Source organism: Boseongicola sp. (assembly GCF_057460485.1).
The window spans coordinates 1-15289 of the sequence record NZ_JBVCWP010000073.1 but is presented as its reverse complement, the minus strand read 5'-3'; the positions used below and the strand labels follow the sequence as shown (position 1 = coordinate 15289).

12 protein-coding genes are annotated in these 15289 nt (G+C 55.9%); 10 read left to right on the top strand and 2 right to left on the bottom strand.

Annotated features, from left to right (window positions below):
- Positions 1–407 (top strand): GGDEF domain-containing protein (locus AC221Y_RS10570; protein ID WP_486707303.1); only part of this gene is annotated, 407 nt, incomplete at its 5' end.
- A gap of 197 nt (positions 408–604) precedes the next feature.
- Positions 605–1189: an HNH endonuclease gene (locus tag AC221Y_RS10565; protein WP_299758348.1), complete on the top strand. Its 585-nt coding sequence runs from the start codon at positions 605–607 to the stop codon at positions 1187–1189.
- Positions 1190–1195: 6 nt separating this feature from the next.
- Here AC221Y_RS10565 and AC221Y_RS10560 read toward each other — a convergent pair whose 3' ends face one another.
- A complete protein-coding gene (locus AC221Y_RS10560; RefSeq protein WP_299758345.1) occupies positions 1196–2149 on the bottom strand; it encodes a radical SAM protein in 954 nt (317 codons plus the stop codon).
- Positions 2150–2342: 193 nt separating this feature from the next.
- On the opposite strand from AC221Y_RS10560, the gene zwf reads away from it, so the two are divergent.
- The 3 genes from zwf to pgi are packed head-to-tail and all read left to right on the top strand — an operon-like array spanning position 2343 to position 6110.
- Positions 2343–3803: a glucose-6-phosphate dehydrogenase gene (gene zwf / locus AC221Y_RS10555; protein ID WP_486707302.1), complete on the top strand. Its 1461-nt coding sequence runs from the start codon at positions 2343–2345 to the stop codon at positions 3801–3803.
- A 24-nt stretch (positions 3804–3827) separates the two neighbouring features.
- Positions 3828–4493: a 6-phosphogluconolactonase gene (gene pgl / locus AC221Y_RS10550; RefSeq protein WP_299758340.1), complete on the top strand. Its 666-nt coding sequence runs from the start codon at positions 3828–3830 to the stop codon at positions 4491–4493.
- Between the two features lie 9 nt (positions 4494–4502).
- On the top strand, positions 4503–6110 hold the full coding sequence (gene pgi / locus AC221Y_RS10545; RefSeq protein WP_486707301.1) for a glucose-6-phosphate isomerase: 1608 nt from the start codon (positions 4503–4505) through the stop codon (positions 6108–6110).
- An 18-nt stretch (positions 6111–6128) separates the two neighbouring features.
- Here pgi and AC221Y_RS10540 read toward each other — a convergent pair whose 3' ends face one another.
- Positions 6129–6722: an invasion associated locus B family protein gene (locus AC221Y_RS10540; RefSeq protein WP_299750482.1), complete on the bottom strand. Its 594-nt coding sequence runs from the start codon at positions 6720–6722 to the stop codon at positions 6129–6131.
- Positions 6723–7151: 429 nt separating this feature from the next.
- On the opposite strand from AC221Y_RS10540, the gene AC221Y_RS10535 reads away from it, so the two are divergent.
- From AC221Y_RS10535 to purL, 5 genes are all read left to right on the top strand, one after another.
- Entirely contained in the window at positions 7152–8696 is a 1545-nt protein-coding gene (locus AC221Y_RS10535; RefSeq protein ID WP_299750479.1) for a helicase HerA-like domain-containing protein, read from the top strand.
- A gap of 75 nt (positions 8697–8771) precedes the next feature.
- Complete coding sequence (locus tag AC221Y_RS10530) at positions 8772–9365, top strand: hypothetical protein (protein WP_299756996.1); 594 nt, start codon at positions 8772–8774, stop codon at positions 9363–9365.
- 101 nt (positions 9366–9466) lie between these two features.
- Positions 9467–12265 carry a DNA polymerase I gene (polA, locus tag AC221Y_RS10525; RefSeq protein WP_486707300.1) on the top strand — a complete coding sequence of 933 codons (2799 nt, stop codon included), beginning with the start codon at positions 9467–9469 and terminating at the stop codon, positions 12263–12265.
- Between the two features lie 107 nt (positions 12266–12372).
- Entirely contained in the window at positions 12373–12804 is a 432-nt protein-coding gene (locus tag AC221Y_RS10520) for an ACT domain-containing protein (protein ID WP_299757000.1), read from the top strand.
- Between the two features lie 120 nt (positions 12805–12924).
- Complete coding sequence (purL, locus tag AC221Y_RS10515; RefSeq protein ID WP_486707299.1) at positions 12925–15084, top strand: phosphoribosylformylglycinamidine synthase subunit PurL; 2160 nt, start codon at positions 12925–12927, stop codon at positions 15082–15084.
- Positions 15085–15289 lie beyond the last annotated feature (205 nt).

The following is a 15289-nucleotide window of genomic DNA, read 5'->3' as shown; positions in this document are numbered from 1 at the left end:
TGATGCTTGATCTTGATAACTTCAAAAATGTGAATGACACCTACGGCCAAACCTTTGGCGACGATTACGCGCGCGCTATTGCCGACGTCTTGCGCGATCAGGTTCGAAGTGAAGATTTGGTCGGACGGTTGGGACGCAAGAAATTTGCAACTTTTCTGATCGATTCTCCGATTGATACGGCGCGTTTGATCGGCGTAGGTCTTTGCGTAGGCGCCGAGATCAATCTTGCCGACGCCGACCAGGCTTTAAACATCACGGCCTATGTTGGAGCTGTTGAAATGGCGCAGCAAGACAATCTTGGTGCGGTATTGTCTCTGGCGGATATGCATATGTACCAGGAAAAGGATGCAGGACGCGGCGGGGCAGGTCTTTTGGGAAAAGGCCGCCACGTCAAATGCCATTGCTGAACACACATGAAGACCGCGTCGATGGGTTGGCTCACGCCCATTTCTTAGCGGTCCAAAATCCAAGGCACCGCTTTCAGCAGATCGCCCCATCGTGGGACTTGCACGATTTTAAGCCCTATATATAGTTGGCGCCAAGGCGTGAGGCGACAGCGATTGCTTCGTGCAAAACCGGACATTGGTCAGAGGTGAGCATAAGAATGGACGGCGACTTCAGAACGAGTTTCGTGCGTGAACCCGGCAGTCTGCGTCACAAACCGGCATTGGTCCTGAACGCGGACTATCGCCCTTTATCCTATTATCCACTTTCTTTGTGGCCCTGGCAGGAAGCGGTGAAGGCCGTCTACCTTGATCGGGTTCAGATCGTTGCGGAATACGACGAAGTCGTGCGAAGCCCATCGGTCGAGATAAAGATTCCGTCTGTCGTTGTTCTGAAAGACTATATCAAACCGCAAAAACGTGTAGCCTTCACGCGCTTCAATCTTTTTCTGCGGGACAAATTTTGTTGCCAATACTGCGGCGCTCGCGGTGATCTGACGTTCGATCACGTTGTCCCGCGTGCACGCGGCGGAGTTACAAGTTGGGAAAATGTGGTTGCCGCCTGTTCGCGCTGCAATCTTAAAAAGGGATCAAAGTCCCTGCGTGAGGTCGGCATGGCTTTGCTTAAACCACCCCGGCGCCCTGCGGCTGAAGAGCTTCGCAATCATGGGCGAAAGTTTCCACCGAACCATCTGCACGACACATGGCTCGATTTTCTGTATTGGGATGCGGAACTTGAAGAATAGCCGCGATCAGGCGGAACAACTGGCTCCTCCCAAAACACAGAATTTCGCGCAGTGGGGATGGTTCAAACGCACAGATGTTTCGGCCTCCGCCAACGTTTTCCCAAGCTCAAACTCAGGCTCATAGGGCAGCAAGGTACAGGCAAGAACCGCCGGCTTTTCAGCGCCGCGCCGTTTTACCACCATGCGGGAATTCGCGCACATCACACTGGTCGGGGTAATTTTTAGGATATCCCAGCAAGCCGTTGTAATTTCGGGCACATCCACGCTTTCGTCCATCTCAGGGAACAAAACGGTCTGACCAGTATCCTTGGCCAAAATTGCAAATCTTTCGCGAGCGTAAAGTGCGGCATACCCGGCACGTGATTGCGCATCACTTTCACCCCAAACCGTCCGCCCCGCGACTGCCATACGGATGCCGGCGTCGCGAAGCCAGCGCATGCCGGTAAGTGTTTTCTCAAAAGCACCAGCGCCGCGTTCTAAGTCGTGATGTTTGGCAGACCAATGGTCGACTGAAATGCGCAGCGTAAGCTTGTCGCCGTATTCTGCCACCAACGACGCCAGTCCCGATTGCGTAGATTTGCGCATCATCGGGCGCATCGCATTGGTCAGGATCAGGACTTCATAGCCGCGCGCCAGCGACCTGCGCGTGATTTCGATCATTTCGGGGTTCATAAAGGGTTCGCCGCCGGTGAAGGCGATCTCGCGCACGCCCCAGTTGCGGTCATCCAGCTGATCAAGGTAATCGCTTACTTCATCTGCAGTAATGTAAACCAGCCGGTCGTTGGACGGCGACGAGGCGATGTAACAATTCACGCATTCAATGTTACAAAGCGTGCCGGTATTGAACCAAAGCGTCTCCGGATTGGTCAACGCCACCACGGCGCGTTCATCTCCCTTTGCCGTCACCAATGGATCACGGAACTTCTCTGTAGTAATTTCGGAAAATAATTGGTCTTTCATAGCGCCCAACGTTCTGCATTTGAAGACTACCTAGTCGCAACCCTCTGCTACATAAAGATCTGCGCAAGATACGTGACAGACTTGTGATGATGGTGTGGGTGGCTAGACTTGTGCAACATATGAGGGTATCGCGTGCGGGTGAGATTTTGTTAGCGGTAACACCGCAATTGCGAATTCTGGAAGGAGCCGTCTTATGGTGTCGCGCGTCATCCCGGTCGAAGACTTCGACCTTGTGATTTTCGGAGGAACCGGAGATCTTGCTCGCCGCAAGATCTTGCCCGGTTTGTTTCGTCGGTTCTGTTCGGGCCAGATGCCGGCTCAATCGCGAATTATTGGGGCTGCGCGCTCGGATTTGACCGATTCGTCGTTTCGCAAGGACATCAAGGGCGCTCTTGAGGAATTCCTCCCCGAAGCCGCACGATCCACCAAGGACGTGAAAGGCTTTTTGGACCGCCTGCACTATGTGCGCATCGAAGCTACTGGCAACGATGGCTGGTCCGCGCTGAAAAAGCTGGTGCGCAAAGACAAAGATACGGTGCAGGCCTTTTACTTTTCGGTCGCGCCAGGCCTTTTTAGCTCGTTGGCTGAACGCCTGCACGCGCATAATATCGCCGGGCCAACCGCGCGGATCGTTGTCGAAAAGCCCTTCGGTCGCGATCTGGAAAGCGCCAAGACCCTGAACGCCACTCTGCGCGACCATTTTGACGAAAGTCAGATTTACCGGATCGACCATTATCTTGGCAAGGAAACCGTGCAAAACCTGATGGCTGTCCGCTTTGGCAATATGTTGTTCGAGCCCCTTTGGAACGCTCAGTACGTAGATCACGTGCAAATCACCGTTGCCGAAACCGTCGGTGTCGGGGGAAGGGGAGCCTATTACGACACGTCCGGCGCGATGCGGGATATGGTCCAAAACCATCTGATGCAGCTTTTATGCCTGATCGCGATGGAGCCGCCTGCACGTTTCGACCCCGACTCGGTTCGGGATGAAAAGTTGAAGGTTATTCGCGCGCTGGATCCACCTGAACGCGATGACATTGTGCGAGGGCAATACGAGTCTAACAAAGCCGGTGAAAGCTATCTTGAAGAGGTCGAAAACCGCAGTAGCATCACCGAAAGCTTCATTGCTATGAAGTTGGCCATTTCAAACTGGCGGTGGGCCGGCGTGCCGTTTTATTTGCGCACCGGCAAGCGGCTGAAGGCGCGGGCCTCTGAAATTTCGATTGTTTTTAAAGAGACACCGCACTCGATCTTCGACAAGGATAGCGGTCGGCACCGCAACATACTATCGATCCGTCTGCAGCCGAACGAGGGCATCACCCTTGGCGTGACGATCAAGGAACCCGGCCCCGGTGGCATGCGGCTTGTGGACGTGCCTTTGGATATGACCTTCGCCAACGCGCTTGGACCCGAGGCCGAAGATGTGCCCGACGCCTACGAGCGGCTGATCATGGACGTGATCCGCGGCAACCAGACGCTGTTTATGCGTGGCGACGAGGTCGAGGCGGCTTGGGCCTGGACTGATCCGATTATCAAGGACTGGACAAGTCGCGGAGATCGCCCCAAACCTTATGACGTTGAGACGACCGGCCCGGAAGACGCCGCAGTGTTGATGCATCGCGAGGGTCGTCGTTGGCTTGAGATAAAGGCCTGATTTTTCGGGGCCGGAAAGGCGCACATGCATCTCGAAACATACCCTGACTCCGAAATGATGATGATCGACCTTGCGAACCAGATCGCGGGCGAACTGAGCACATGCCTTTTGGAGCACTCTTGGGCGTCGCTTGCGGTCCCTGGCGGATCGACGCCGGGGCCGGTGTTTGACGCATTGTCCGCCGCAGACCTCGACTGGTCGCGGGTGCATGTGTTGTTGACCGACGAGCGCCGGGTGCCGTCCGATCATCCCCGCTCGAACGAGCGCTTAGTGCGCGAACGCCTACTGACTGCGCGCGCCTCGGTGGCGAAGTTCGTGCGCTTGGTGCCGGAAACCGAAGCTGATTGGACCGCAGTGCGCGACAGGCTTACAAAAGAGCTTCCCCTTTCTATCCTGCTGCTTGGCATGGGCGCGGACATGCATACGGCTTCTCTCTTCCCCGGCGCACCTGAATTGCATGAAGCCCTCGCAAATGACGCGCCACCTTTGATGGCCCTCACGCCACCTGGGGGCGAACTTGAACCGCGCCTTTCACTGACCGCGCCGGTCTTGAAGGGGGCAATGACCACGCATGTTTTGATCACAGGGGATGAGAAACGCGCCGCCGTCGATCGTGCCCGCAAACTCACACCTGAAGACGCGCCGATCGTGACCGTTTTAAGCGGCGCGACTGTGCATTGGGCGCCGTAAGAGGACAATATGGACTTTAGTAAGCTGAAATCAGCGGCCAAAACCGCCGCCGAGACTCCGATCTTTGATCGTTTTAGCGACCCAGAGCGCGCGCGCGCATTTTCGATCAATGCAGGCGACATGCTGTTCGATTATTCCAAGACCTCAATTGACGCGGCAGGACGCCAAGTGCTGCTTGACCTTTACGACGCGGGCCAAGTTGACGCGCGGCGCGAGGCGATGTTTCGCGGCGACAAAATAAACGAAACTGAAGGCCGTGCGGTGCTTCATACTGCCCTGCGCAATCTGGATGGCCCGCCAGTGATGCTGGATGGCGCTGATGTGATGCCCGGTGTTCTGGAAACACTTCAGCGGATGGAGGCTTTTGCCGCAGACGTCCGCGAGGGACGTTTCGTCGGCGAAGGCGGCAAGATCACCGATGTCGTCAATATTGGCATTGGTGGCTCGGACCTTGGTCCGGCGATGGCCACGCTTGCGCTAGCGCCGTATCACGACGGGCCGCGCTGCCACTACGTATCAAACGTCGATGCCGCGCATATCGCGGACACGCTGCGCGGCATTGACCCTAGGACGACCTTGGTCATTGTCGCATCGAAAACCTTCACCACCATCGAAACCATGACAAACGCCGCCACCGCCAAGGTCTGGATGAGCGAGAAAGTGACAAATCCGGCGGCTCAATTCGCCGCTCTTTCCACGGCGGCTGACAAGACAGCAGCTTTCGGGATTGATGCCTCGCGGGTTTTCGGTTTCGAGGACTGGGTTGGGGGGCGCTATTCTATTTGGGGTCCGATTGGGCTTGGACTAATGATTGCAACTGGCGCCGATAGTTTTCGCGCCTTTTTGAAGGGCGGACAGTGGATGGACACGCATTTCCGCGCCGCCGAACCTTTGGAGAATTTGCCCGTCATGCTCGCGCTGACTGGCATCTGGCATAATCAGGGGCTTGGTCACGCAACTCGTGCAGTTCTGCCTTATGAACAAAGGCTCGTGCGGCTTCCGGCCTATCTTCAGCAGTTGGAAATGGAGAGCAACGGCAAGAGCACTGGGATGGATGGCGCGCGCCTCGCCGAGAACTCTGGCCCGATTGTTTGGGGGGAACCCGGCACGAACGGACAGCACGCATTTTACCAATTGATCCATCAGGGTACGCGCGTTGTGCCGTGTGAGTTTATGGTTGGAGCCGAGGGATTCGAGGACGATCTGGCCCATCAACACCGGCTTTTGGTCGCCAACTGCCTTGCTCAATCCGAGGCCTTGATGCGGGGTCGCTCAATGGATGAAGCCCGGGCCATTGTGTCAGGTTCATTTGAAGGGGCCGAACTGGAACGACAAGCCGCACACCGCGTCTTCCCAGGAAATCGCCCCTCAACGACACTTGTTTATCCCAAGTTGACGCCGTTTGTTCTGGGTCAGATCGTAGCGCTGTACGAGCATCGTGTCTTCGTGGAAGGCGCGATTTTAGGTATCAATTCTTTTGACCAATGGGGCGTCGAGCTTGGCAAAGAGCTTGCCAAAGCGCTTGAGCCTGTCGTCGCAGGCGAAGTTGGAACAGAAGGAAAAGACGGTTCGACCGCGCAGCTTGTTGGCGCGATCCGGCGGATGTCGGGGACTTGATCGCCCCCGACGCCGGTATCAAAGACCTGCGCGCGTGCGAAGATCGTTGTAAGCTGCGGTGAAGCCCGACAGTGACATTGTCAGATCAACGGTCTGATCTGGCGCCAGGGCGGGAACAATCGTCACTTTGCCTGTCACACCGCGCTTAAACTCCGCGATTTCCTCGGGCGTGAAGCCAAGCCGCGCCACGCACCCTTCAGTTGTGCAAAAGCTGTACGGATAGCGGCGTATCTCGCCTAAATCCACCGCAAGCCGCAGGTCTGCTGTCAAAAGCGTTTCTAGCGGTGTTATCAGTGAAGCACCTGCCTCAGCCGGTCCACCGGGCGGGATTGCAAAGAAGTTCACTTCGGCCACAGCCTGACCGGTCCCATCGATCAGAAGTTGGTACATCTGGCAACGGTCCGCGCCGCTTTCAAGTCGCAAGCACCGCAACTCCCAATCCGAGAATGTCCCAGCGACAAAGGTTTGTCCGGGTGTCGGCTCGCTTGGTGTTTCGACTTCTGCTTCGGTTGGTGCGCTCTCACCATCTGGCGTGTCAGCTGATTGTGCGAAGGCTGCGCCGAAAAAGCCCAGTCCCAGCGCAAAACATAAAACTTTCAATACGTTCGTCATGTTTTCTCCCATGAATTCGAATGCGTGTAAGCGCCCCTTAGCACGCCAGCCCAAGCGTGTCAGCGGTCTGAAAGCGCAGCGGCAATCCTTTGCCATCACATTCAATGTCAGCGCTGCGCAACTTGCCATCGGCGCAATAAAAAACAGGGCCCTTAAACCAGACCCTGCTTTTCATTTCTCCCTGCCGGACTGGCCAGCTTATTAATTGCCCGCAAGCTATTGTAGCCGTATGACTGCGTCAACAGTCTTGTGTTCACTTTTTGGCAGCCCTCGCGTTGGGGGGAGGCCGCGTTTAAAAAGCGCGGCCAGTCGACAGGGAGGAAGTGTTCTAAAGACGACGGTAGCGTTTTTGGAACAGGTTAACTCTGGCACATAAAGGTCAACAAGTTATTCTGCGCGCGAAGGTAAAGATCGAAGCGAGGGCAACAGGTGTCAGAAACGATTTTCATGGGCGGCGGCGGCAAAGACTACGCAGTTCACCAGGGTCTCTTGCTGAAATACGCAAACCGACATGGGCTGGTGGCGGGCGCGACGGGCACTGGCAAGACCGTAACCCTGCAAATCATGGCGGAAGGCTTTGCCTCGGCGGGCGTGCCGGTGTTTTTGTCGGACGTCAAAGGGGACCTTTCGGGTATTGCGCGAGCAGGTTCCGAAGCGTTCAAACTGCACGATGCCTTCACCGAGCGCGCCGGAACGATCGGCTTTGAGGACTACGCCTATGAGGCCTTCCCAGTTACGTTTTGGGATCTTTTCGGGCAACAAGGCCATCCGATTCGCACAACCGTCAGCGAAATGGGCCCGCTTTTACTGTCGCGCCTGTTGGAACTGACCAACGCGCAAGAAGGCGTTCTGAACATTGCTGTCCGGGTCGCGGATGAAGACGGGATGCCACTTCTTGATCTGAAAGACCTACAGGCCATGCTTGTCTGGCTTGGCAAAAACAAAAGTGAGCTGTCGCTCCGCTATGGCAATATCTCGACCGCTTCGATCGGCGCCATCCAGCGACAACTTTTGGTGTTGGAAAACCAAGGTGGCGCGCAGTTTTTTGGAGAACCAGCGCTTGAGCTGACCGACATTATGCGGACCGACCCCGATGGGCGCGGACGGATCAATATCCTTGCTGCCGACAAACTTATGAGCGCGCCCCGGCTGTATGCGACATCGCTTTTGTGGCTGTTGTCGGAACTGTTTGAAGAACTTCCCGAGGTTGGCGACCCAGACAAGCCACGCCTCGTTTTCTTCTTTGATGAAGCGCACCTGTTGTTCGACGATGCGCCCAAAGCGTTGGTCGACAAGGTCGAGCAAGTGGCACGACTGATCCGTTCGAAAGGTGTCGGGGTCTACTTCGTGACGCAGAACCCGGCTGACGTGCCGGAAGACATTCTCGGTCAGCTTGGCAATCGCATCCAACACGCCCTTCGCGCGTTCACAGCCAAGGACCGTAAGCAATTGAAGCAGGCGTCGCAAACCTACCGCGACAATCCGCGGTTCTCGACCGAAGACGCGATCCGCGAAGTGGGCGTAGGCGAGGCAGTCACTTCAATGCTGCAATCCAAGGGCGCGCCAGGCGTAGTCGAGCGCACCTTGATCCGCCCACCATCGTCCCAGCTTGGCCCGATCACTGCGGCACAAAGGCAGGACGTCATCAATAGTTCGCCGATTGCCGGAAAATACGAGGCGCTCAAGGATCGGGACAGCGCCTACGAGATTTTGCGCGGCCGCGCCGCCGACGCGGCAGAAGAAGCCGAAAAAGCCGAGCGCCTTGAGGTTGAGGCCAAAGACGCCGAGCGCGAGTTCAAAGCCGGGCGTCGCTATGACAGCGAAAGGGTCGGAAAATCGACCTCGCGGAAAGATAAGCGGTCCAGCGGTGGGTTTGGTGATGTTTTGACAAAGATGGTTGTCAAAGAGTTGAAGGGAACAACGGGGCGACGCATTGTGCGCGGCATCCTTGGTGGTCTATTCAAAGGCAGGTAAGATGTCGCTTCGCTGACGCAAGGTGATCCGCCGGGGGCGTTGCCCTCGGAGTTATCAAGAATAAAGGGCAGGGCAGTGCTGGGAATAAAGTGGGCTTTGACCGGGGTTGCGATGCTGGTTCTGGCGGCCTGTGGAAGGTACGGGCCGACTGATATTGCACCAGCCGAGGTCGCGCGGCTAGAGGCAGGACTTTTGGCGCTTGGGCCTGACGTCGACCCCGAAGAAGCGGCGCGTGCTGCCAGAATTGCTTTTGCTTATACGGCTGTTTTAGCGCAAGAATACGGAATTACCGACCCGCCCTTGGTCCATAACACCAAGGTCAATATGGGGCTCCGGCCACGCGGCCTTTGCTGGCATTGGGCCGAAGATCTTGAGAACCGTCTTCTTGCCGAGGATTTCCAGACACTGGACGTGAAACGCGCGATTGCAAATTCGGAAAGTGACTGGCTGATCGATCATTCGACTGCGCTTTTGACCCCAAATGGTGGCGCGCTTAACGATGCGATGGTCTTGGATCCCTGGCGTTTTGGTGGGCGGCTTTTCTGGGACACAGTGCAAGAAGACACGCGGTATGACTGGATACCGCAAGAAGTTGTTCATGCCCGTTGGCGCGCTGAGATCGCGTCTGGAACGCGTGAATCTCTGCCTGTAGGCGCCACGCTTCAATAATGCCAAACGCCGATAAAACCGTCGCGAGACACGCGTCCAAACCGTTGCGCAGTTAAGCGCATTCAGGCATCAACCGATGAGCAAATATAAGGGGCGTAGACATGGCATTCGGCAAGGGGCATCACCTGCATCTGATCGACGGTTCCGCCTTCATCTTCCGCGCCTACCACGCATTGCCGCCGCTGACGCGCAAATCGGACGGGCTTCCGGTGGGGGCTGTGTCGGGTTTTGTGAACATGTTGTGGAAGACGGTTCAGGACAACAAGGGCCCGGATGCACCGACCCATGCGGCAGTAGTTTTTGACAAAGGCAGCCATACGTTTCGCAATGATCTCTATGACTTATACAAAGCGAACCGCGAAGCGATGCCCGAGGATTTGCGCCCGCAAATACCGCTAACCCGCGATGCAACGCGCGCCTTCAACATTGCCTGTCTTGAACAGGAAGGGTTTGAAGCGGACGACATCATAGCGACGTTGGCGTGCAAGGCGCGGGATGCGGGGGCCCGCGTGACCATCGTGTCGTCTGACAAGGACCTTATGCAATTGGTTGGTGGCGGTGTCGAAATGTTCGATGCTATGAAGAATGCCCGTATTGACAGCGATGGCGTGGTGGCAAAGTTTGGGGTCACGCCGGATAAGGTGATTGATGTGCAGGCTTTGGCTGGCGACAGCGTCGACAATGTGCCGGGTGCACCTGGGATCGGCGTCAAAACAGCGGCTCTTTTAATAAATGAATACGGTACTTTAGAAGCGCTTCTTGAACGCGCGGAAGAGATTAAGCAACCTAAGCGTCGCCAAACCCTAATTGACAACGTCGACCAGATCCTGCTTTCCAAAACGCTTGTGACGCTCGACTGCGAGATGGACCTTGATTATGCTCTAGAAACGCTTGAGGTGAAGGAGCCGGTCGTCGAAGATCTGCTGGGGTTTCTCAGCGCCATGGAATTCCGAACAACAACACGGCGCATCGCCGAGGCATTGAACGTGGAAGTCCCGGTGATCCCCGAAATCGAGGGCACTGTGTCCGCTGATACCGCGATGCCTGCGGCTGTGCCGTTCGATGTCACAGGCTATACGAAAGTGAACGATTTTAAGGTATTGGAAACATGGATCGCGCAGGCGCGTTCGCGCGGCTATGTGGCTGTTGATACCGAAACCACTTCGTTGAACGAAATGGTTGCTGAACTTGTCGGCGTATCGCTGTGCATCGAGGCAGGGCAGGCGTGCTACATTCCCTTGACCCATAAGGCGTCCCCGGTGGACGATCTGTTTGGATCCAATGAACTGGCTGAGGGTCAGTTGGATCTTGAGGAAACACTTAAGATACTGAAGCCGCTGCTGGAAGACCCTTCGATTCTGAAAATCGGTCAGAACATGAAGTACGACACCAAGATTTTTGCGCGCTACGGAGTCAATGTTGCTCCGATCGATGACACCATGCTGATGTCTTATGCGATGTACGCAGGGCTTCACAATCATGGCATGGGTCAGCTTTCCGAGAGCTACCTTGAACACCATCCCATTGAGATTAAAACACTTCTTGGTTCCGGCAAGTCACAGATCACCTTTGATCGTGTCGGTGTGGATGACGCGGTGAAATACGCCGCCGAAGACGCCGACATCACGTTGCGCTTGTGGCAGTTGTTCAAGCCGGAACTACACAAAAAACAGGTGACGACTGTCTATGAGACGCTTGAGCGGCCGTTGATCCCGGTGCTTGCGGAAATGGAAATGACAGGCATCAAAGTTGACCGTGAGGTCCTGTCGAAGATGTCGAACGCTTTCGCACAGAAAATGGCGCAGTTGGAGGACGAAATTCATGCGCTTGTTGGTCATAGTTTTAATGTCGGAAGCCCCGCACAAGTCGGCGAAATTCTATTTGAAAACATGGGGCTGCCGGGCGGCAAAAAAGGCAAGTCCGGCAAGTATTCGACGCCTGCTGATGTGCTTGAGGATCTTGCCACCGAACATGATTTGCCCGGGAGAGTGCTTGATTGGCGGCAAGTTCAAAAGCTGAAATCAACCTACACTGATGCTTTGCAGGATCACATTAACACCGACACTGGTCGTGTTCATACATCCTACTCGATCGCGGGGGCCAATACAGGGCGCCTCGCTTCGACCGATCCCAACCTACAAAACATTCCTGTGCGCTCGGAAGAAGGCAGGCGCATTCGTGAGGCGTTTATCGCCACTCCGGGTCATGTGCTGGTGAGCCTTGATTACAGCCAGATTGAGCTTCGCATTCTTGCACACATCGCCGAAATTGACGCCCTGAAGCAAGCCTTCCTTGAGGGGCAGGACATCCATGCTGCCACCGCGTCCGAGATGTTCAATGTGCCGCTAGCCGAGATGACACCTGACGTGCGCCGTCAGGCAAAAGCGATCAATTTTGGCGTGATCTACGGTATTTCCGGCTTTGGTCTGGCGCGCAACCTGCGCATCCCGCGCGACGAGGCACAGGGCTTTATTGATCGATATTTCGAGCGTTTTCCCGGCATTAGAACCTATATGGACGACACGGTCGCCTTCGCAAAAGAACACAACTACGTCCTGACGCTGTTTGGGCGCAAAATCAACACGCCCGAGATCAATAATCGTGGTCCGCACGCAGGTTTTGCCAAACGTGCCGCGATCAATGCGCCTATTCAGGGAACGGCCGCAGATGTGATCCGACGCGCCATGATCCGTATGCCTGACGCCATTGCGAAACTACCCGCCAAGATGCTTCTTCAGGTCCATGATGAATTGCTGTTCGAGGTCGAGGAAAGTGCTGCCGATGATCTCATTGCGATTGCAAAAGGCGTCATGGAAAATGCCTCGATGCCAGCCATTGATCTAACAGTACCGTTGACGGTCGACGCGGGCCGTGGGGCCAATTGGGCCGAGGCACATTAAGCCTTGTTAGCGCGACATTCCAAAAAATGACGTAATCTTCGGATATTTCCCATTGTTGCAGGCTGCCAAAGGCGGCGTAATGCAAGAGAACTAAGTAAGTGAGCCATATGACCGACGACTATTCTCCCGAGCGCGCCTTGCAAGAAAGCGTTGCTAGCCTGGCTCCGATTTTGCAGCCCGGCACGTTCGTTTACTGTTCGATGCTGCATAATGCGGATTCGGGCGACGCCATGGCCGTTGCGCGCGCGTTCTTCATAGAAGATCAGGGCGTTTCCCTGATCATCCCACGTACCGAGGCCGTGCGCCTTGGCCTGATTTTCGATCTGACACTGCGCCAGATCACCCTGTTCGCAAACATCCCACCTGACGTAATCGGGGTTACACGCGCGGTGCTTCGAACGCTGGAAAAGCGTGAAATACCAGCCAATGTCGTGTCAGCGGCCCACAGTGATCACATCTTCGTGCCTGCGCGCCGCGCCGATGAAGCGGTCGAAGCTTTGCGCAGCTTGCAAAAGCGCGCCTCAGACAAGCTGGTATAACCGAAAGCTGACCACGAGGGCGCAGCATTTGTTGCGCTTGGCCGCTTTCGCGCTTTCCCATCCTGCACAGGTCTTTTAAGACATTGGCCATTCCGCCAACGACCTTTTGAGGCCGACCCCATGACCGAGCCCGCCATCACCCAAGACCTCATTGCCGCCCATGGCCTTACGCCCGACGAATACGCCAGTATTCTCAGCATACTGGAGCGGGCCCCGACGTTCACAGAACTTGGTATATTCTCGGCCATGTGGAACGAACACTGTTCGTATAAGTCGTCAAAAAAATGGCTGCGCACCTTGCCGACGGAAGGCCCTCAAGTCATCTGCGGGCCCGGTGAAAACGCGGGCATTGTCGATATCGGCGATGGACAAGCCGTTGTTTTCAAAATGGAAAGCCATAACCACCCAAGTTATATCGAACCTTACCAAGGGGCTGCAACCGGTGTCGGCGGCATTCTGCGCGACGTCTTCACCATGGGCGCGCGCCCTATCGCTGCAATGAACTCGCTGTCTTTTGGCGAGATCAGCCATCCCAAGACAAAACGCCTTGTTGCGGGCGTTGTCGAAGGCGTCGGCGGGTATGGAAACCCATTCGGAGTACCGACGATTGGCGGCGAAGTTCGTTTTCACCGCGCCTACAATGGCAACTGCCTTGTGAACGCATTCGCCGCAGGTCTGGCTGACGCCGACAAAATCTTCTATTCGGCAGCATCAGGCATCGGCATGCCCGTCGTCTATCTAGGCGCAAAAACCGGACGCGACGGCGTGGGGGGCGCAACCATGGCATCGGCCGAGTTTGACGATACAATCGAAGAAAAACGCCCCACGGTCCAGGTCGGCGACCCATTTACCGAAAAGCGCCTGCTTGAAGCAACTCTGGAACTTATGGCGTCTGGTGCGGTTATTTCCATTCAAGACATGGGCGCGGCAGGCCTGACCTGTTCGGCCGTTGAAATGGGTGACAAGGGCCAGCTGGGCATCAAGTTGAATCTCAACCTCGTGCCCGTGCGCGAACAGGCGATGACCGCCTATGAAATGATGCTGTCCGAAAGCCAGGAGCGGATGCTAATGGTCCTGAAACCGGAGAAAGAGACTGAAGCAAAAGCCATTTTCGACAAGTGGGACCTCGATTTTGCGATTGTCGGCGAAACCATCGCCGAAGACCGCTTTCTGATCATCCACAACGAAATGGTCATGGCGGATTTGCCGCTGTCAAAGCTCGCATCAACCGCTCCGGAATATGATCGCCCATGGATCGAAACACCGGCGGCAACGGCTTTGTCAGACACCCCGCAAATTGATCCGATCGAAGGCCTTACCGCACTGATCACCTCGCCAAACTACGCGCGCAAACACTGGGTTTGGGAGCAATACGACAGTCAGGTCATGGCCGACACAGTTCAGGCGCCGGGCCTTGGCGCGGGCATCGTCCGTGTGCACGGTACCGAAAAGATGTTGGCCTTCACATCCGACGTAACCCCTCGTTATGTCAATGCAAATCCATTTGAGGGCGGTAAACAAGCCGTCGCCGAAGCCTATCGCAATCTATCTGCAGTTGGTGCCACACCGCTTGCGACGACCGATAATCTTAATTTCGGTAATCCCGAAAAGCCCGAGATAATGGGCCAGCTCGTCGGCGCGATCAAAGGCATCGGCGCGGCCTGTCTTGCGCTGGATACGCCTATCGTTTCGGGCAACGTCTCGCTCTATAACGAAACTGACGGGCAGGGCATCCTACCTACCCCGACAATCGGTGCAGTTGGGTTGATTGCAACGTCGGACGCCTTGATATCGGGGCTGCCAGAAGACGGCGACATCGCTGTGATGATAGGCGTCACAAGTGGACATCTCGGCCAATCCGCGCTTCTTGCCGAAGCTTTCGCTCGGGAAGACGGCGACGCGCCCTACGTCGATCTGGACGCTGAGCGCCGCAACGGAACGTTCGTGCGCAACAGCGGTAAACTGATCGCCTCTGCCGCAGATTTGTCGGACGGAGGCCTGGCGCTTGCGGCCTTCGAGATGGCCGACGCGGCAAATATTGGTGTCAGGATGGCCACCTCTGACACAGCGCAACTGTTTGGCGAAGATCAAGCTCGCTACCTTCTCGCAATTCGCCCAGACAACGTGACGGAGCTTCTCGAAAAGGCTCAATCCTCCGGTGTGATCGCCACGAAAGTTGGCACTTTCGGCGGCCCCGAAGTTGCTTTCGCGGACATATCTGCACCGCTCAATGCCCTGTCGCACACCTTCCGTTCTGCATTCGCAGACAAGATCGCCTAGGTCCCATTCACCCTTTTCGAAGCCCCTCGGGGAGTTTGAGCGGCAGCGTAGCTCAGAAGTTGCGCCCCGAAACCTTGCAAGGACTTCCGTCTCGCTCTACATCAGTCTTAACGAAAAGGAGACCCTCCAACGATGCCAATGCAGGCCCATGAAATCGAAGCTTTGTTACGGCAGACTTTTCCGGATGCAAAAATTGCTGTCCAAG